This is a genomic window from Frankia gtarii (assembly GCF_025403375.1).
Taxonomy (GTDB): domain Bacteria; phylum Actinomycetota; class Actinomycetes; order Frankiales; family Frankiaceae; genus Frankia; species Frankia gtarii.
In genome coordinates, this window is the sequence record NZ_JAMPTM010000130.1 from 1 (window position 1) to 17,878 (window position 17,878).

A 17,878-nucleotide genomic window follows, 5' to 3' on the forward strand; every position below is an offset into this window, starting at 1 on the left:
CGGGCCCGGCGGGGGGCCGGGCGAAGGTGGTGGCGGGCCGGCGGACCAGCCGCCTGCCGAACCGACTGGGCGCCCGACGTCCGAGCCGACACCGAGGCCGCGGACCCCGGACCCGCGGCCGACGCCGGAAACCAGGCCGAACGGTGGCATCGTCGCAATCGAGCTGTCAGCGGCGCGTGTTTCGGTCGACGAGGCCGTGACGATGCGGGTGGTCGCCCCGGACGGGGGGCGGCTGAGAGCCGTGCGCTGGGCGTTCGGCGACGACTCCGAGGACACCGGTGCCGAGGCGTCGCACAGGTGGCGGACAGCCGGGCAGTACACGGTCTCGGCACAGGTCACCCTCGCTGACGGGCGCCGTGCCATGCCCACCACGCGGATCACGGTCGTCGGCGGCCCGGTCGACGATCAGACGACGGAGGAGCAGAACAACGGTGACCCCCAGGATCCTCGTGACCCTCAGAAGCCCGATGACCCTCAGAAGCCCGGTGACCCCCAGAATCCCGGTGACCCTAAGGATCCTGGCGACCCCCAGGACCCTGGCGACCCGGACCAGCGGCGCCCGACCGCACGACTGACGCTGTCCTATGAGGCCGGTGGATCGGCGGTATCGGCTCTCGACGTTGTCGCCGACGCCTCCCGGTCGACTCCGGGTTCGGCCGACATCGCCAGCTACGCGTTCGACTTCACCGGCCAGTTCGGGAACGCACAGCCGGGCGCCACGGCGAACCACACCTACGACGAGCCGCCGGGCTCCATCACCGTCCGGGTCCGGGTCACCGACCGCAACGGGCAGACGTCCGAGGCCACCGCGACCGTTTCCGGGCAGCGCCACCGGCTGGAGGTCGCCTTCACCGGCGACGGCGGTCGGGTCAGCGGCCCTGACCAGCTGTTCTGCCCGGACGCCTGCGGCGCCACCCTGCGTGCTGGGCAGTCGGTGACACTGACCGCCCAGGCGGACAGCGATGCGACGTTCGATGGCTGGACGGGGGACTGCGCAGGGCAGTCCGGCACACAGTGCCATCTCACGATGGACGGCCCGCGCAACGCCGGTGCCACCTTCACCCGACAGGTGCGGAACAGGACACTGTCGGTCACGGTCAGCGGGCCGGGGCGGGTGACCGGCGGCGGGATCTCCTGCCCGGGTACCTGCTCGGTCACCATCGCGGCGGGGGAGTCGGTGAACCTGACGGCGACCGGCGACGGCGGCAACTTCGACGGCTGGTCCGGTGACTGCACCGGTGCCGCCGCGTGCACCCTCACCATGGACGGCGACCACGCGGCGGGTGCGAGTTTCACCGACCCGCTGACGGCCGCGCTGCGATGGCAGGACGCCGCCGGCACGGCGCCCAGTCCGCCGATCTCGGCCATTCTGGACGCCTCCGGATCGCGCGGCGCCGTGTCCTACAACTTCGACTACGGTGACGGCACCTCCACCGGCTGGCAGTCGAGTCCCCGGACACCCGCGCACAGCTACCCCCTGCGAAACGGAGGTTTCGACCGGAACTCCACGTGGACCCCGCGGGTCACCGTCCGCGACGGCCAGGGGCGGGAGAAGACCGCGCAGACATCGATCACCGTGCACTGCTGCTGACAGCAGAGGGCGATCATGAGGTGCCCCGGTGGGCGGTTGGCGGCGGACGGGCGGCGGTCAGCCGCCGTCCATGGTCAGATCGCGCAACAGGCCCTCGCAGCTGCGCCGGATCACCGCGGCGGCGCGTCGGGTCGAGCGTCCCGCCAGCCGGTTCTCGGCGAGCCGCCGATAGCTGTCCAGGGCCGTCCGCAGGGCCGCCCGGACCTCGCCCGTGGGGGTGCCCGCGGGTAGGCCGAGGCGGGTCCGGACGCCGGCACCGGCCGCGCCGAGCATCCGTTCCATCGCGTCGCGCCGTGCCTCGTCGAGTCCGCGCAGCTCGGCCGTGCCGGTGCGCAGCTCGCCGAGCAGGCGCAGCTCGGCGAGTTCGTGCGCGCCGGCCTCGACCCGTTCCCGACGGGCCCGCAGGGTGGCGACCGTGCCGTGCGGGTGCTCACCGAACATGCCGTCGAGCACGTCGTCGAGTACCCGCAGCGCGTGCTGCGCCTTCAGCACGTCGGCGCGGTCGGTGAACTGCCCGCGAAGCAGCGCCTCCAGCTCGGGCAGTCCGCTGCGGGCGGCCAGCCCGGTGGCGAGGCCGGCCGGGTCGTGCGCGTGCCCGAGCCGGGCGAGCGCCACGGCCAGGCGCACGCCGGCCAGGCCGAGCCGGTCGAGTAGCAGCTCACGCAGCTGCGCGGGGACGGCCGTCGCCGCCGCCGCGGCGACGAACCGGTCGGCGGACAGCAGCAGGTCGTCGGTGTCGGCGGCGGGTTCGCCGGCCAGCGCCAGCAACCTGCCCAGCTCGTCGTCGGACAGCCGGCTGCCGGCCTGCGCGAGCAGGCCCGCGACCGGGACCACGGTCTGCACCAGTGCACGGACCCGCTCGTCGCGGCCGATTGCAGTCGCGACGCGGCGCGCGAGATCCACCGACTCGGTCCGCCCGGGCGCCAGCTCGTCGGCGCGGGAGAGCACCCCGATCGCATGCGCCGGCGCCGCCTCACCGAGCCCGGTCCGGCGGAACGACGCGAGGAAGCCGACGTCGGCCGCGTGCAGGTGGCGCAGCAGGTAGATGACAGCGTCCGCGCCGGCCAGCGCACCGCGCTCCGCCGGGTCCGCCGCGCGGGAGGCCCGGGCCGCCGCCGGCCGGTGCGCGCCCGGTGTCAGGAAGCTCTCGGTGCGCAGGGAGAGCTCGGTGGTCAGCGAGGCGATGCCCGGTGTGTCGATGAGCGTGAGATCGCGCAGCCGTGCGCTGGGAAGCTCGACGCGCAACGCTTCCACGGCCGATGCCTGCGGTGCCCCCGGCGATCCGGCCGTGCCGGCCGTGCCTGCTGGGCCGGCCGCGCGCTGGAACGCGTCGAGATCGACGTGTGCGCTGCCGGCCGTGCGGTGCAGCGCGGTCTCGACCACCGAGCCGTCGCGCAGGTAGGCCCAGGCCGCCTCGCGCGTACCCGCCGCGTAGGACGTCACGAGCCGGGTGCACTCCGTCGCGTCGGTCGCTGCGACCTGCTCGCCCGCGAGGGCGTTGAGCAGCGTGGACTTGCCGGCCTTGACCCGACCGGCCAGGGCGACCCGCAGCGGTCCGTCGAACCGCTGGAGCTCGTCGCGCAGCACCGCCTCGGCGAAGGTTCCCCGGTACGCGTCGAGCGCGTCGAGCAACAGCGCACGGACCTCGTCGCGCAGCCGGCCTGGCCCGGCGAAGCCGGTCACCGTGCCGGTCGCGCGTCAGGACCGGGCCCGGGGACAGCGACGGCGTCGACCGCGGCCTGCAGCCGGGCGATCTCCGCCTCGACGGTCGCCAGTCGGGCCCTGCGTGACTCGTGGGTCGCCGCGATGGCACGTGCGGAGGCCTTCAGGTTGCGTTGAGCCGAGGTCGCCAGCTCCGCCGCCAGCTCGGTCAGGGTGTCGCGCAGACCGCGGTAGAGCTGCTCCCGGGTGATGGCGGAGTCCTGCGCGCCGACCTGGCGGGCCTGGGCGAGGTACTCCTGAGCGGCACGCAGCGCGTTCGCCTGGTGGGTGCGGCGCTCGCTGTCGCGGACCGAGGCGATGGTGCGCCGGCCGAGTACCACCAGCACCCCGATACCGACGGGTGCGAGCATCGCCGACGCGGCGATACCGGCGATGCCGGTCAGCGCCCCGACCGCCGAGACGATCACCATCCCGACGCCGCCCCCCCGCGCACCCTGCATGATCAGGTCGATGCCGGTCAGCTGGATGAACTCGGGGCTGCGCGCGTCGTCGACCGCGGTCAACGGGCGGTCGGCGGCCGCTTCGAGCAGGGCCTGGATGTGCTCCGAGGCGGTCTCGAACGCGCTCGTGACGGCCGCGACCAGCGCCTCCCCCTCGGAGCGGATCACCAGCTGATGGGTGAGCAGGGCGTCGTTGGTCTGCCCGAACAGCCAGCGACGCAGGTCATCCCACTCCCGCGCCGGGTCGCTGGCCCTGATCCTGGCCTCGGCCGCGACCTCCAACGCCCGCATCCTGGTCTTGAGGTCCTCGTTGCACCGCGCGGTCATGTCCTGGGATCGGTCCGCCAGCTCCCGCCGCCAGCTCGCCGCCGCCTCGTCCATCCGTTTCGCGCCTCGTTCGGCGTCGTCGAGGCTAGCCTTCAACTCACGCCCGCCCGCCGGATCGGCGAGGGCCGCCCGCTCCGTCTCCAGCTCCGTGAGCAACTGGTGCAGCGCGTCGGTGGCCGCGACGGCCGCCACGCGTTCGAGGCGGGCCCGCCGGCGGCCGACGATCTCGTCGCGCAGGTGGGCGGCGAGCGGCGGGTAGCCGGACTCGGCGTCGAGGTCGGGACGATCCGAGCGCAGTCCGCGATGCCGCAGCGGCGCCGCCAGCGGGAAGATCGCCGGATCCAGCCCGGCACGGCGCAGATGGGCGCGGTCGGTCTCGACGATGCGCCGCCATGCCGGGTAGACGTCGATCTTGGTGATCGCCAGCAGCACCGCGGGCCCCTGGCGGGCAAGCCTGCGGATCAGCTCCAGTTCGGGCGCGGTGAGCTCCTGGCTGGCATCGGACACGAACAGCACGGCGTCCGCCCCACTCGCCGCGCGCAGCGTCGCCGCGCCCGCCCCGTCGCCCAGCCCGCCGTTGAGCCCGGGGGTGTCGAGCAACGTCAGGCCCTGCGCCAGGAGCTGGCGCGGGAGACCGACCTCCGCCCCGGCCACCGAGATGTCGGCGGCCGGGGCAGGTGTTCGCGGGGCCGTCGTCGGCACGCCCTGGACGAGGTCGTGCAGCGCGTCGAGCTGTGCGGCGTCGACGGGTTGTGCCCAGACGTCGCTGGTCCCGCGGACGGGGCCGTTGTGGCCGTCCAGGGAACCCCGGGCGGCTCCGGCCGCGGGCAGCAGCACCGCCGTGGGGTGCGGGGCGAAACCGACCGCGGTCGGCACCAGCGTGGTCGACACCGGGTCGACGCCGCACACCCGAGCGCCCAGCAGCGCGTTGACCAGCGTGCCCTTGCCCTTCTTGAACTCCCCGACGACGACCACCAGAGCCTCCGGAGTGGCCAGCCGGCCGCGTTCGCGGGCGAGCCGGGCCTGGAGGTCCGCACGGCCACGCCGGCCCGCCTCCGCGGCCACCGCCTCGAGGAGGCGCGCCGCCGGCGAAGGCGCGGCGGCCTGGGGTTGAGCCGGGCTTGGGCCGGCGCCGAGCGCCGTCATGAGTCTTTCTTGAGTGGCCGCTGACGTGGAGCGGAGCTTGAGAACACTGTGCGATATGTGGGGTGTCCTGACGAGGAGGAGGAACCATGCCCCACCCCATCCGTGTGCTGGTCCGTGCCGGCGACCCCATCACGCAGGCCGGCCTGGCAGCCCAGCTCGGCGGCTGCCCGGACATCGAGATCGTCACCGGGAACCGCGCCGGTGCCGCCGGCGCGGGTGTGGCCGTGGGCGCTGTCCTGACCCCGGTCGCGGCCGGCGGTGGTGGCGGTCCGGCGGTTCCGGCCCGGCCGGCGGGCGCCGCTCCCCGCGCGCCACACCTGCGTGTCGCCGCCGGGGTCGCCCCTGCTGCCGCGGTCCGCGGCAGGCCCGCCGGCGGCCTGCCCGGCAGCGCCGACGCCGCCGCCCCGGTGGCCGTCGTGACCTCCGGCGACGCGGACCTGGCCGACGTGGCCCTGGTCAGTGCCGAAGCGGTCGACGAGCGGACCCTGCACGCGGTGCGCGAGCTCCAGCAGTGCGGCGTGCCCACCGTCCTCGTCGTCGCCGAGCTCGATGCTCATGACCTGACGGCGGCCGTGGACGCGGGCGCCGTCGGCCTGCTGCGTCGCGCCGGCGCGACGCCCGAGACCGTGCTGGCGGCCGTGCGGGGGGCGGCCACCGGCGAGGGCTACCTGCCGCCGGACCTGCTCGGCCCGCTGCTCCGACAGGTCCGCCAGGTGTCCACGCAGGTGCTGGCACCGCGTGGGCTGACGTTCTCCGGACTCTCCGAACGCGAGCTGACGGTGCTGAGGCTGGTAAGCGAAGGGCTCGACACCCGCGAGATCGGGCTGCGGCTCAGCTACTCGGAGCGGACGGTGAAGAATGTTCTGCAGGACATCACCCGGCGCTTCGGTCTGCGCAACCGGTCCCATGCTGTCGCCTACGCCTTCCGTCACGGCCTGCTCTGACCGTCGCCGTCGCCGTCGCCGTCGCGCCGCGGCAGGCGGCTGCCAGCCGGGAGCCGGGCAGCGCCTCACAGGTGGGAGCCGCCGTCGAAGCCGGCGCCGGGGGGATGGGAGGCGTCCAGACCGGTGCCGTCGGCGGTGTGCAGGTTCGCGTCATGGCTGGAATGCGGCTGCGCGTCGGCGTCCGCGGCCCGCAGGGAGCTGACGTCGTCGAAGGCCAGCGGATCGAGACCGGCCCCGTGCTCGGCACCGTCCGTCAGCCCGTCGCCGTCGCTGTCGGCTCGGGCCGGGTCCGTGCCCAGTACCCGTTCCAGGGCGTCGGTGAGCCCGTCACGGTCGCTGTCGAGCGTCGCCGCGTCGCCGGTGGCACCGTCGAGGTGCCCCGTGCCGAGACTGTCCGGGTTGATCAGGCTGGTCCCGAGGGCGACCTCGAGGGCGTCGGCCTGCCCGTCGTGGTCGGAGTCGGTGGAGCTCGCGTCGGAGTGGGTGGTCAGCAGCTCGTAGGCGTCCGACAGGCCGTCGCGGTCCGTGTCGACGGCGCCGGTATCCGTGCCGAGTGTGGTCTCGAGGGCGTCGGTGAGCCCGTCGTCGTCGCTGTCGGCACCGTTCGACCCGGTGCCGGCGGCCACGGCGTCGTACCCGCCGGGCGGCACGCTGCCACCGACCGGGCCGGACAACCCGGGCAGCACCGCCGCCCGGTTCAGCCAGTCGCCGCGGTGGTCGAACACGCCGACCCCGGCCCGCGAGTTGCGGGCCTCGATCGTCCGGCCGTCTCCGAGACTGATCGCGACATGGCTGATGTAGCCGTTCGGATCGGCATGGAACAGCAACGCCCCGGGGGTACGCAGCGCGTCGTCGACCGAGATCTCCTGGCCGTGCGTGCGCAGCTCGTCGTACTGGGCCGCGGCGCCGTCGGGGATCTGGACGCCTGCCTGCGCGGCTGCCCACTGGGTCAGCTCCGAGCAGTCGAAGGCGTTCGGGTCCGGGTCGTCGAGTTCCGCCTCGGCGCCGTAGACGTACTGGTCGCCGGCCTGGGCGAGGGCCGCGTGCAGGAAGCGGGCGGTCGTCTCGTCGAGCTGTCCGGCGGTCGCGCCGTCGCCGGTGGCGGCGAGCGGGTGGCCGTAGCCGACTGTCCCGGCCCAGTTGCCGTGCGCGGCGCTCTCGCCGGCCTGGATCGCCGCCCGTTCGGCCTGGGCGCGGTACTCGAGGTAACGGGCGTCGTGCTGGCCGTGGGTGGTAGTCCACGGGGACACGTCCCGGCCGCTGCGGGAGACCTCGTACGCCAGCCGTGCGTTCACCGCCGGGTCATATGCGTCCAGCCCCGTCCACTGTCGGTGGGCGTCCATGTTGATCTGCCAGAGCCCGCGGGAGTCCTCGCCCCGGGTCGCGTGCGCCCCACCGTTACCGCCCGACTCGGCCAGGGCGATGGCGGTCATCGTCACGGCCTGGTCGGGAGTGAAGCCCGCGGCGCGGGCGTAACCGTAGATCGCAGCGGCGCTGTACGTCGCCATGATCCCGAACGTACGCCGGCCGCGGCGGCTGCGGAACGGCCGCTCGCGCAGACGTTCCGCCCCCGGCTGGCTGCCCGAATGTGCAGTCAGCCAGGTCCGCTCGCATCCTTGCGGCGGACCGCGCCCGGGTGCGACCGTCGGGGTGATGATCCATGACGTGGACGCGACGCTGGCCGCCCTGCTCGCGGCGGAGGGCGTGGCGGGCGGTGACACGGAGGTCCTCTTCGACGCGCCCAGCCGGGACTGGGCCGCCCGGCGCAGCGGACCGTGCGTCGATGCGTTCCTCTACGACATCCGGGAGGACATCGGCCGCCGGGAGATCGCGTTCGAGCAGGTGCGTGACGACGCGGGCCGGATCGTCGCGCGCCGGCCGCCGCCGCGCCGGCTGAGGCTGTCCTATCTGCTCACCGCCTGGACGAGCCGGCCGCAGGACGAGCACCGGCTGCTGTCGGTCCTGCTCGCGACCCTGCTGCGGCACGACGTCGTGCCCGCCGCCCATCTGCGCGGGGCGCTGGCCGAGCAGTCGATCCCGGTGCTGCTCCAGCTCGCGTTGCCAACCGGTGGCGACCGCGGCATCGCCGATGTGTGGAACGCGCTCGGCGGTGAGCTGAAGCCGTCGCTGGACCTGGTCGTCATTGCCCCGTTCGACCCGGCCCGGGTGGAGACGGTGCGCACCCTGGTCGAGGCGGGTCCTGAGGTGCGCCTGGGTGCCTCGGATCCCCACCGGGCTCGGCCGGAGCAGCTGTCCGGACAAGGTCGGCGGCCGGGGCCGGCCGGCCCCGGCCGGGAAATCTGAACGTGGGGGCGCTGCGCGGAGACGACTCGCTCGCCGACCTGCTCGGCCAGCTCGCCGTCGTCGAGGAACAGGTCCGTGCGGCCGTCGCCGCACGCCGTGCCGTCGACCCGGAGCCCGACGACGCCTTCCGTGGCCTTTACCTCAGCGACGAGCACATCGACGTACTCTTGCGCCGCGGCGTGCCACAGACCGGGGCGCGGGCCCCCCTGGACGACGCTGCTCACCCTGATGGATTTCGTGACGCTGGCGAACCTGAGGATGCTGGCGAACCTGGAGATGCTGGCCATGACGGTGCTGGCGAACCGGACGCGCCGGACGCTGTCGACGCGACCCGATCGCGCGCGGCGTCCGAGGAACTCGCCAGGAGGGTGGAGAACGCGGCTGCGGCGGCGCGGCAGCGGGGGAGCCGGCTGCGGCTGCGCGAGCTGGCGCGGCGCTGCGGGCTGACCGATCTCGACGTCCACATCCTGCTGGTCGCCCTGGCGCCGGACCTCGACCCCCGGTTCGAGAAGCTCTACGGCTACCTGCACGACGACGTGACCCGGCGGCGTGCCAGCCCGGGGCTCGCGCTGGAGTTGTCCGGGCGTTCGCCGTTCGACCAGGCCGCACGGGCTCGGTGCACGGCTGGCGGCCCGCTGGTCGCCGCCGGCCTACTGGTCGTGGAGGACGTCGACCGGCCCTTTCTGACCAGGTCGCTGCGGGTGCCGGACCGGCTCACCGGACACCTGCTCGGCGACGACAGGGCAGCCCCGGCCCTTGCCGGTGCGCTCGTGGATGCTCCGGACGTGGGTGGGCCACAGGTGGAATGGCTCGCCCGGGTGGTCGCGGCCGTCCCCGGGCCGGACGAGGCACCACTCGTCCACCTGCGCACGGCTTCCGGCGGCGATGCCCTGGCGGTCGCGGTGTCGGCCGCCCGGCGCGCCGGACGGCCGTTCGTCGCGCTTGACCTGCGGGTTGGTGCGGCACGCCTCGCCGGAACCGGCGAGGTCGGCGCCGGGGCCGGGGGCGGCGCGGCGCCCACCGAGGGGAGCGGAGCGCGGGCGGGCGACCGGGATGACACGCCTGGTGCGGGCGCTGCGGCGTGGCTGGTGCGGGCGGCCGTTCGGGAGGCACGCCTCGCCGGGGCGGTGCTCGTCATCGGCCCGGCCGAGGCGATCGATGCTGGTGAACTCGCCGCCGTCGTGGCGGCTGCGACGCCGGGCGGGCCGGTTCCGCCGGTTCCGGTCGTGCTGCACGGCCGGGCGGCCTGGGATCCGCAGACGCCGGGACCGGTTGCGCGGGTGGCGGACGTCCACCCGCTCGGGGCGGCCGAGCAGGCCGCGGTGTGGGCCGCCGAGCTGGGGGACGTCCCGGTACCGGCAGAGCTGGCCTTGCTGCGCCTGACCCCGAGCCAGATGCGCCGGGCGGTCGCCGGCGCGTGGGCGACAGCCAGAGACTGCGAGACCGAGACCGAGATCGAGACCGGGACCGGGACCGGGATCCGGGCAGGGGCCGGCGGGCTGGCGGGAGCCAGGCCCGTGCCGGACGCGGGCCGGCTGGTGGCGGCGGCGCGCGAGCAGAACGCCACCGGGCTCGAGCGGCTGGCCCGGCGGGTGAGCCCGGCGGTCGGCTGGGACGACCTGGTGCTTCCGCCGCGCACCTTCTCGACGCTGCGTCACCTCGCCGGGCGGGCCGCGCACCGCGGAAGGGTTCTGGACGACTGGGGGCTGCGCCGGGGTGGTAACCGGGGGGAGGCGGTGACCGCGCTGTTCGTCGGTGAGTCCGGTACCGGCAAGACCATGGCCGCCGAGGTCGTCGCGGGCGCGCTCGGCGTCGACCTCTACGTCATCGACCTGTCCACCGTCGTCGACAAGTACATCGGTGAGACCGAGAAGAACCTGGAACGCATTTTCGTCGGCGCCGAAGGACTCAACGCGGTGCTGTTCTTCGACGAGGCCGACGCGCTGTTCGGGAAGCGATCCGAGGTCTCCGACGCCCGCGACCGCTACGCCAACGTCGAGGTCGCCTACCTGCTGCAGCGGATCGAGTCGTTCGACGGGGTGGCGATCCTGGCGACGAACCTGGCGGCGAACCTCGACGACGCGTTTCGGCGCCGGCTGTCGGTGGTGGCGGAGTTCGTCCGCCCGGACGCCGAACAGCGGCTTGCGCTGTGGCAGCGGACGTTCGCCGGGGTTCCCCTCACCACCGGCGTGGATCTGGAATTCTGCGCGAAGGCGTTCGGGCTGGCCGGCGGCGACATCCGTAACGCGGCCGTGACCGCGGCCTACCTCGGCGCGGCCGACGGCCAGGTGAACATGCGGGAGGTCATCACGGCTGTTGGCCTGGAATACCGCAAACTCGGCCGGCTCTGTCTCGCCGACGAGTTCGGTCCGTATTTCGACCTGCTGTCGCGTTGACCCTACGATGCTGCCCTTTGGGGCAGTCTCGATTTTCCCGGGCCACTGCGTGAAAACATGTCGGTGGCCGCTCGCAGGCCAGCACGTCCGTCTTCCGGGAGGTCGATGATGGAACACGACCGGTTGGACGGCCGGGTACCGGCCGTCCTCGCGCCACGGCTTGTGCCGCAGGCCGCAGATCCACGGGGGAGAAGCCTGCCGGCGATGGTCGGCAACGCGGCGTTCGGGAGGATCGCGCGGATCACCACGGGTTCGGAGACGGCCGGAGCAGGGACCGGGGCCGGGGCGACTGCTCTGGCTGTCGGTGCTGTCGGTGCTGTCAGTGGGGTCGGTGTCGCGGGCGCGGCGGTGCTGCGCAGCGCTCTGCGGTCGCAGGGGGCCGGCCCGTTGGACCCGGAGATCGGCGCGGCGATCGAGGCTCGCCGCGGTGCCGGCGCGCCGCTGCCCGAGCCCGTGCGAGCCGAGATGGAGGGGCATCTCGGAGCCGATCTGTCGGCCGTGCGGATTCACACCGACGGCCAGGCCGCGACCCTGAACCGGGCGGTGCAGGCGGAGGCGTTCACCACCGGGACCGACGTGTTCTTCGCACCCGGCCGCTACAACCCGTCGTCGTCCACCGGCCGCGGCCTGCTGGCCCACGAGCTGACCCACGTCGTGCAGCAGTCGGCGGGCGCCGGCGGCCCGGGCGGGACGGTCAGCCACCCGGACGACCCGGCCGAACTGGAGGCCGCCGCCGTCGGCGTCCAGGTCGCCCGCGAGGCCGGGCCGGCACCGGAGGAGGAGGAACCCGCGGAGGGGATGTGACCGGCACCGGACGAGGAGCTGTGATGCGGGCGCACCGCCCCGCCACGGACGGCCGGGGACTGCCCGACCGCGGTCCGGTGCGCGGGAACCGGGCCCGCCTGGCCGCGATGCCGTTACCGACGAGCACGTTGCCGTTGATCGGTCTGCAGCGCGGCGCCGGGAACCGGGCGACGGCCGCGGTGATCGATGCCGTGGCCGGTTCCGCGGTTTCCGCCGGTGTGGCACGTGCCGCGGGTGGCGACCCCTCGGCGGCGCCGGGCCGGATCATGCCGCTGGCCGGCTCCGGTTGTCATGTGCCGCCTGCTCTCGTCCGGTCGGTGGCCCTGAACCGGGCGTCGACGCGCCCGCGGGTGGTGGCACCGTCCGCTGCCGCGGCACCGGTGGCGCGCGGCCTGCTCGACGACGTGTCCGCCGGGGTGTCCGACCTGGCCGCCGGGGCACGCGACCGGGCGCTGTCCGGGCTGACCTCCTACGCGCATCGCATGCCCGGATACAAGCTGCTCGGAGTCGTGCTCGGCCGCGACGTCCTGACCGGGGCCGAGGTCCCGCGCACCGCCGCGACCCTGGTCGGCGGGTTCCTCGAACTGGTGCCGCGAGGCCAGGAGGTCTTCGAGAACGTGAACCGGTCGGGCGCCCTCGACCGTGCCTCCGCCTGGTTCGAGGCCGAGGTACCGAAGCTCGGGCTCAGCTGGGAGACGATCCGGGGGCTGTTCAGCCGGGCGTGGGATGCGTTGAGTGTCACCGACCTCGCCGATCCCGCCGGGGCCTGGGCGAAGATCGCGAACATTTTCGGGCCGCCGCTGGGGAGCCTGCTCGGCTTCGCACGGTCGGCGGTCGGCAAGGCCATGGAGTTCGTCTTCGAGGGCGGGCTCGCACTTGCCGGCGGCGCCGGGGAACAGGTTATGGCGATCATCCGTCGGGGCGGCGACGTCCTCGGGACGATCGTGAACGATCCGGTGCGCTTCGCCGGCAACCTCGTCACCGCCGTGCGGACGGGGCTCGGGCAGTTCGCCGCCAACATCGGGACGCACCTGCAATCCGGGCTGATCGGCTGGCTCACGGGTGCCCTGCGCGCAGCGGTACGGCTTCCGGCCCGCCTCGATCTGGGCGGCATCGCCTCGGTCGTGCTCGACCTGCTCGGGCTGAGCTGGCCGGCACTGCGCACCCGGCTGGTCCGGTTGCTCGGGGACCGGGTCGTGCGCGCGATGGAGACCGCCGTCGACTGGGTGCAGCGAATCGTCACGGGCGGGTTGGGTGCCGTCGTCGACAAGATCCTGGAGTCGGCGACCGGGCTGCTGGACACCGTCCTCGGTGGCATCCGCGACTGGGTCGCCCGTTCGGTGGTCGGTGCGGCGGTCACCAAGCTGATCTCGATGTTCAATCCGGCCGGCGCGATCATTCAGGCAGTCATCGCGGCTTACAACACCGTCCAGTTCTTCCTCGAACGGGCCCAGCAGCTCGCTGCCTTCGCCTCGTCGGTGTTCGACTCCATTGCCAAGATTGCCACGGGTTCCGTCGGGGACGCCGCCAACGCGGTCGAACAGGCGCTGGCCCGCAGCGTCCCGGTGGTTCTCGGCTTCCTCGCCCGGCTGCTCGGCCTGGGTGACATTGCAGCCCCGGTCCGCGACGTCGTCGGCCGAGCGCGGGGCATCGTGGACGCAGCACTCGACCGGGTCGCCGACTGGCTCGCCTCCCTCGGCCGCCGCATCCTCGGCCGACGGTCCGGCAGTGGGCCGAGAGAGCAGGACGCGCCGACGGCAGGGGCCGTGACTGCGGATGGGCCGGGCTCTCGCGATCCGCGAGTGAAGCAGGACGCGTTGGCCGAGGCGCACCGCCGCCTCACGCAACGACGCCATTCGTCACCAGGCCAGATCGCGGAAACGATCTCCGCGGTGTTCAAGCAGTACGCGCCTCGCGGTCTGACGTCGCTGCGATTCGACGTCACGGACGAAGAAACGATGGACAGCCGCCTGCTGGCGACGGCCAGTCCATCCGACGAACGTACCATCCGCTGGAGTGAGATCTTCGAACCGTTTGACATGGAAAAAGAGACCTTCAGTGTCCAGTCACGCAACGAGACCTACGCCGCAATCTCGCTGAACGGCGTTCGGTACGGAGAAGTACAGGCCAGCGGCGGAGGCCGGCACGCCGAGGACAATCTCCTCAGGGCCTACTGGCAGCCAGTCATCAATGCCGCGAAGGCGAGCGTGGCGGCGGGTAGGGACACCACTGTCGCCATCGCGATCAACCGGGCACCCTGCCACATGAACTGCACTCCGACTCTCGTCGGAAAGCTCAACGCGGTGGAGCCCACACTCAAGAGGAAGATTCGGTTTGTGCTCGCGCCGACCGGCATCTACGAACCGACAAGAAAACTCACCGAAGAAGAGATTTCCGGGCAGCGGAAGGAACTTCTTGTGGTCGCCAAGCGGCTAGGCAGGCCGGCGTCCGAAGTCATCAGGAATCAGCTCAACCGCGTCGCGCTGACCGATGACACCACCACGTTGGGGGACCTGCGCGAGCTTGTCGAGGCGGGATGGGACGTTTCCCAGCTTGACACCGGATCGCCGATCAAACCATACGGGAAGATCCTCGCTGAGGCAGCCCACACAGTCGCGAAGGAAGCGGAGATGGCGAAGGCGGGGTCCGGCTGAACCGGACTGCTGGCCATACCGCATCCCAGGGCGGCCGCGGTTCGTGTCCCGGGCTGCACGATCGGGCGAGCACCGGTGCCCGTGGTTGTGCGCCGTCGGACGTTGGCCGGCCCGCCTCTGCCAGCGGATGATCCGGATATCCCGAGCGAGGCGAGGAGGACACGGCATGCCGACGAACTACCGGTCGCCCGGCGTTTATGTCGAGGAGGTCGAGGCGGGTTCCCGGCCGATCGAGGGCGTCGGGACGGCGGTGGCGGCATTCGTCGGATTCACCGCGCGCGGACCGCGGGACACCGCGATCCGGCTGGCGAACTGGGGCCAGTACGTGCAGACGTTCGGTGATTTCATACCCGGCGCGTATCTGCCGCTGGCGGTGTTCCAGTACTTCAACAACGGGGGCGGCGCCTGTTACGTGGTGAGCGTCGGCTCCGGTGGGGAAGGTGCCACCGCCGGGCCGGTCGCCGAGCTGACCAGCGCGACTCGCCCGGGAGTCGGCGTCTACCGGATCGAGGCGATCGACCCGGACGCGCGGGGCAGTCTGGCCGTCGAGATCACGCCGGTCGAACGGCCCGGCGCGGACGCGTCGAACGGGGCCGACGGCGACAGCGCCGGTGGCGGATCCGGCAACGGTGGGAGCACCGGGCACGGTGGGCCCGGCGGCGGTGGGGACTCCGCCCGCGTCTTCACCGTGACCGTCACCCAGGACGGCAGCCAGGTCGAGAGCTTCGAGAACGTCACCTCGCGGCGCGGCAAGCGGAATGTGGCGACCGTCGTCAACGAGCAGTCGCAGCTGGTCCGGGTGACGGAACTCGACGGTGTCACCGCCCTGGACCGGGCCCCGGCACCCGGTGTGGTGGCGCTGCGCGCGCCCGCGCCGGCTCCCGCGCCGCGGGCCAGCGCCGAGGATTTCGTCGGTGACGTCGCGGCACGTAGCGGGGTGGGGGGCTTGACCGCCTGCGACGACGTGACGATGGTGCTCGCCCCCGACCTGATGTTCTGTTACCAGCAGGGCCAGATCGGCCTCGACATGGTGCAGGCCGTCCAGCAGGCAATGATCGATCACTGCGAGAAGACCCGCGACCGGATGGCCATCCTCGACCCGCCGCCGGGTTACAACGCCCAGCAGATCAAGGACTGGGTCAAGGAGAAGGCCCACTACGAATCCAAGTACGCGACCTTCTACTGGCCGTGGGTGTCGGTGTTCGACCCGGTGGAGGGCGGAAGTCGGTTCGTCCCGCCGTCAGGGTCGGTCGCCGGTATCTGGGGTCGCAGCGACGACACCCGCGGTGTGCACAAGGCACCGGCGAACGAGGTCGTCCGCGGTGCGCTCGATCTGGAGACCAACATCACCAGATCCGAGCACGACGACCTCAACCCCGAAGGCATCAACGTCATCCGAGCCTTTCCTGGCCGCGGTATCCGGGTGTGGGGTGCGCGCACCCTCTCCGCGGACCCGGCCTGGCGCTACGTGAACGTCCGCCGGCTGTTCAACTACCTCGAGGCGTCGATCCTCGGCGGCACCCAGTGGGCGGTGTTCGAACCGAACGACCTCGACCTGTGGCAGCGGCTGCGGCGCACCGTCTCCGCGTTCCTACTCGGCATGTGGCGCGACGGCGCGTTGTTCGGCGTGACTCCCGACCAGGCCTTCTACGTCAAATGCGATGCGGAGACCAATCCGTCCGACGTGGTCGACGCCGGGAAGGTGATCGTCGAGATCGGGGTCGCGCCGGTCAAGCCGGCGGAGTTCGTCGTGTTCCGCATCGCGCAGATCACCGCCGGTGCCGAGTAGCCGATCAGGTTCGCCGGACCGCCGCCGACCGACCAGTTTCCGGAGAGGGGATAGCCGTGCCCATCGGCGAGGACGCGCTCGGTAACTACGCCTATCAGATCGAGATCGACGGCGTGACGATCGCGCAGTTCAAGGAGGTCTCCGGGCTCAGCGCGGAAATCCAGGTGATCGAGCACAAGGAGAACAAGAAGGGCGGTATCCCGGTCATCAAGAAGCTGCCCGGGGCCCGTAAGTGGGGCGACATCCAGCTCAAGCGTGGCAAGACCGACGACCCCGGCTGGTGGAGGTGGATCAAGCTGGTGCAGGAGGGGAAGATCGACCAGGCTCGCAAGAACGGCTCGGTGGTCCTCTACGACTACACCCGCGGCGAGAAGGCGCGCTTCAACTTCCACAACGCCTGGCCGTCGAAGGTGAGCATCGGAAGCCTTCAGGCCGGTGGCAGCGAGATCGCCATCGAGGAGGTAACGCTCGTCCACGAGGGGCTTGAGCTGGCATGACCGCGGACGCGTTCACGGCGCACGCCGGGTACGGCACGGCCGGGCCGGCACCAGCGACCGGCCTGGTCACCGAGTTCGCCTTCGTGCTCCCGCGCGGCTATCTCGACACCGGCGGGCAGCTCCACCGCGACGGCGTGATGCGTCTGGCGACCGCCCGCGACGAGATTCTCCCGCTGCGCGACCCCCGGGTGCGGGACAACGAGGCGTACCTGACCGTGCTCCTGCTGTCCCGGGTGATCACCCGGCTGGGCTCGGTGTCGGCTGTCACCCCGGCCGTCGTCGAGAGCCTGTTCGCGCCGGACCTCGCCTTTCTCCAGGATCTCTACCGCCGGGTCAACCAGGAGGGGCACACCCACGCCGCGGTGACCTGCCCGTCCTGCGAGCACGGCTTCACGGTGGACGTGGCAGGTGGTGCGCCGGGGGAATCCTGACGTACGCGGCTGACGACCTGCTCGACGAGGTCGCGTACCTGGCCGCCGGCTTCCACTGGTCGCTTGCGGACATCCTCGATCTCGAGCACCCCGACCGGCGGCGGTTCGCCGCCGCCCTGCAGACGATGAACGACGAACCGGAGGGCTGGACCAGGTGATGCTGGGCGCACTGAGACGCGGCCGGTCGCGTCGCCAACCACCGTCCGCCGACGACTCCGCCAGGCCCGAAGCCGCGGGACCGTCCGTGCCGGCCGGCCAGCCGCCACTCGCCGGCCAGCCGCCACACGCCGACTGGCGCGCGCTGCCGTCGATGTGGCCCGCCACCACCGGCCATCCGCTCACCTCCGACGCCGCCGCCTTCGCCCGCGGGCTCGGAGCCCGCAGGCCTGCACCGCTAGTCCTGTGCGCCCCGGAGCACGATGTCAACCCGCTTGCCACGCCGGGCATCTTCCGGGCGGGCCGGACGGGGTCGGCGACCGCCGTCCGATCGGCCGCCGGGCCGGTGCGGCCGAGCCCGACGGCGGCACGCGGCTGGCGCCTCGCCCGGTCGCGCGGTATAGCGTCGGCGGCGCCTCGCCCGAATCATCCGCACGAGTTCGCGCTCCCGGCCGCGGGATCCGGCACGGCGCCGGGCGGCCTACCTGCGGACCCCACGTCCGTCGATCCGTCGTCCGCCGGCGCCGCGGTGGCGGACCTGCCGCTCGCGCCGGTCCCGCGTCACCTGACCGCCACCGCCTCCCCCGTCTCCGACCTGCGCGAATCCGGCAGCGGCGACGGCCCATCGGCCGGCGTTTTCCCGTTTCCCATGGCAGGCGCCGTCCCCGCCCCCGGTC

At 72.9% G+C, this 17,878-nt stretch carries 12 protein-coding genes and 1 pseudogene; 10 read left to right on the forward strand and 3 right to left on the reverse strand.

Annotation, left to right across the window (positions count from 1 at the left end; translation table 11 throughout):
* Window positions 1-163 precede the first annotated feature (163 nt).
* On the forward strand, window positions 164-1,591 hold the full coding sequence (locus NBZ83_RS18560) for a PKD domain-containing protein (RefSeq protein ID WP_498041066.1): 1,428 nt from the start codon (window positions 164-166) through the stop codon (window positions 1,589-1,591).
* Between the two features lie 57 nt (window positions 1,592-1,648).
* Here the strand turns inward: NBZ83_RS18560 and NBZ83_RS18565 are convergent, their stop codons facing one another.
* Window positions 1,649-3,274 carry a dynamin family protein gene (locus NBZ83_RS18565; RefSeq protein WP_261569920.1) on the reverse strand — a complete coding sequence of 542 codons (1,626 nt, stop codon included), beginning with the start codon at window positions 3,272-3,274 and terminating at the stop codon, window positions 1,649-1,651.
* On the reverse strand, window positions 3,271-5,226 hold the full coding sequence (locus NBZ83_RS18570; protein ID WP_261569921.1) for a dynamin family protein: 1,956 nt from the start codon (window positions 5,224-5,226) through the stop codon (window positions 3,271-3,273). Before NBZ83_RS18570 ends, NBZ83_RS18565 begins: the two co-directional genes overlap by 4 nt.
* 86 nt (window positions 5,227-5,312) lie before the next feature.
* Here NBZ83_RS18570 and NBZ83_RS18575 point away from each other — a divergent pair, with 86 nt between their 5' ends.
* Window positions 5,313-6,170 (forward strand): helix-turn-helix transcriptional regulator, encoded by an 858-nt coding sequence (locus tag NBZ83_RS18575; protein ID WP_261569922.1) that lies wholly within the window; start codon window positions 5,313-5,315, stop codon window positions 6,168-6,170.
* A gap of 65 nt (window positions 6,171-6,235) precedes the next feature.
* Here NBZ83_RS18575 and NBZ83_RS18580 read toward each other — a convergent pair whose 3' ends face one another.
* Complete coding sequence (locus NBZ83_RS18580; protein WP_261569923.1) at window positions 6,236-7,678, reverse strand: NlpC/P60 family protein; 1,443 nt, start codon at window positions 7,676-7,678, stop codon at window positions 6,236-6,238.
* A 157-nt stretch (window positions 7,679-7,835) separates the two neighbouring features.
* Here NBZ83_RS18580 and NBZ83_RS18585 point away from each other — a divergent pair, with 157 nt between their 5' ends.
* From NBZ83_RS18585 to NBZ83_RS18620, 8 genes and pseudogenes are all read left to right on the forward strand, one after another.
* The gene (locus tag NBZ83_RS18585; RefSeq protein ID WP_261569924.1) at window positions 7,836-8,474 is read left to right on the forward strand and encodes a Pvc16 family protein; all 639 of its coding nucleotides are present in this window, start codon (window positions 7,836-7,838) and stop codon (window positions 8,472-8,474) included.
* A gap of 2 nt (window positions 8,475-8,476) precedes the next feature.
* Window positions 8,477-10,870 (forward strand): ATP-binding protein, encoded by a 2,394-nt coding sequence (locus NBZ83_RS18590; protein WP_261569925.1) that lies wholly within the window; start codon window positions 8,477-8,479, stop codon window positions 10,868-10,870.
* A 105-nt stretch (window positions 10,871-10,975) separates the two neighbouring features.
* On the forward strand, window positions 10,976-11,674 hold the full coding sequence (locus NBZ83_RS18595) for an eCIS core domain-containing protein (protein ID WP_261575496.1): 699 nt from the start codon (window positions 10,976-10,978) through the stop codon (window positions 11,672-11,674).
* A gap of 23 nt (window positions 11,675-11,697) precedes the next feature.
* The gene (locus tag NBZ83_RS18600) at window positions 11,698-14,328 is read left to right on the forward strand and encodes a phage tail protein (protein WP_261569927.1); all 2,631 of its coding nucleotides are present in this window, start codon (window positions 11,698-11,700) and stop codon (window positions 14,326-14,328) included.
* A 166-nt stretch (window positions 14,329-14,494) separates the two neighbouring features.
* The gene (locus NBZ83_RS18605) at window positions 14,495-16,117 is read left to right on the forward strand and encodes a phage tail sheath family protein (protein ID WP_261569928.1); all 1,623 of its coding nucleotides are present in this window, start codon (window positions 14,495-14,497) and stop codon (window positions 16,115-16,117) included.
* 56 nt (window positions 16,118-16,173) lie between these two features.
* Window positions 16,174-16,614, forward strand: coding sequence for a phage tail protein (locus tag NBZ83_RS18610; RefSeq protein ID WP_261569929.1), 441 nt, complete (start codon window positions 16,174-16,176; stop codon window positions 16,612-16,614).
* Complete coding sequence (locus NBZ83_RS18615; RefSeq protein WP_261569930.1) at window positions 16,611-17,045, forward strand: hypothetical protein; 435 nt, start codon at window positions 16,611-16,613, stop codon at window positions 17,043-17,045. Before NBZ83_RS18610 ends, NBZ83_RS18615 begins: the two co-directional genes overlap by 4 nt.
* A 244-nt stretch (window positions 17,046-17,289) precedes the next feature.
* A pseudogene (locus tag NBZ83_RS18620) lies at window positions 17,290-17,878 on the forward strand (hypothetical protein); the annotation flags it as partial.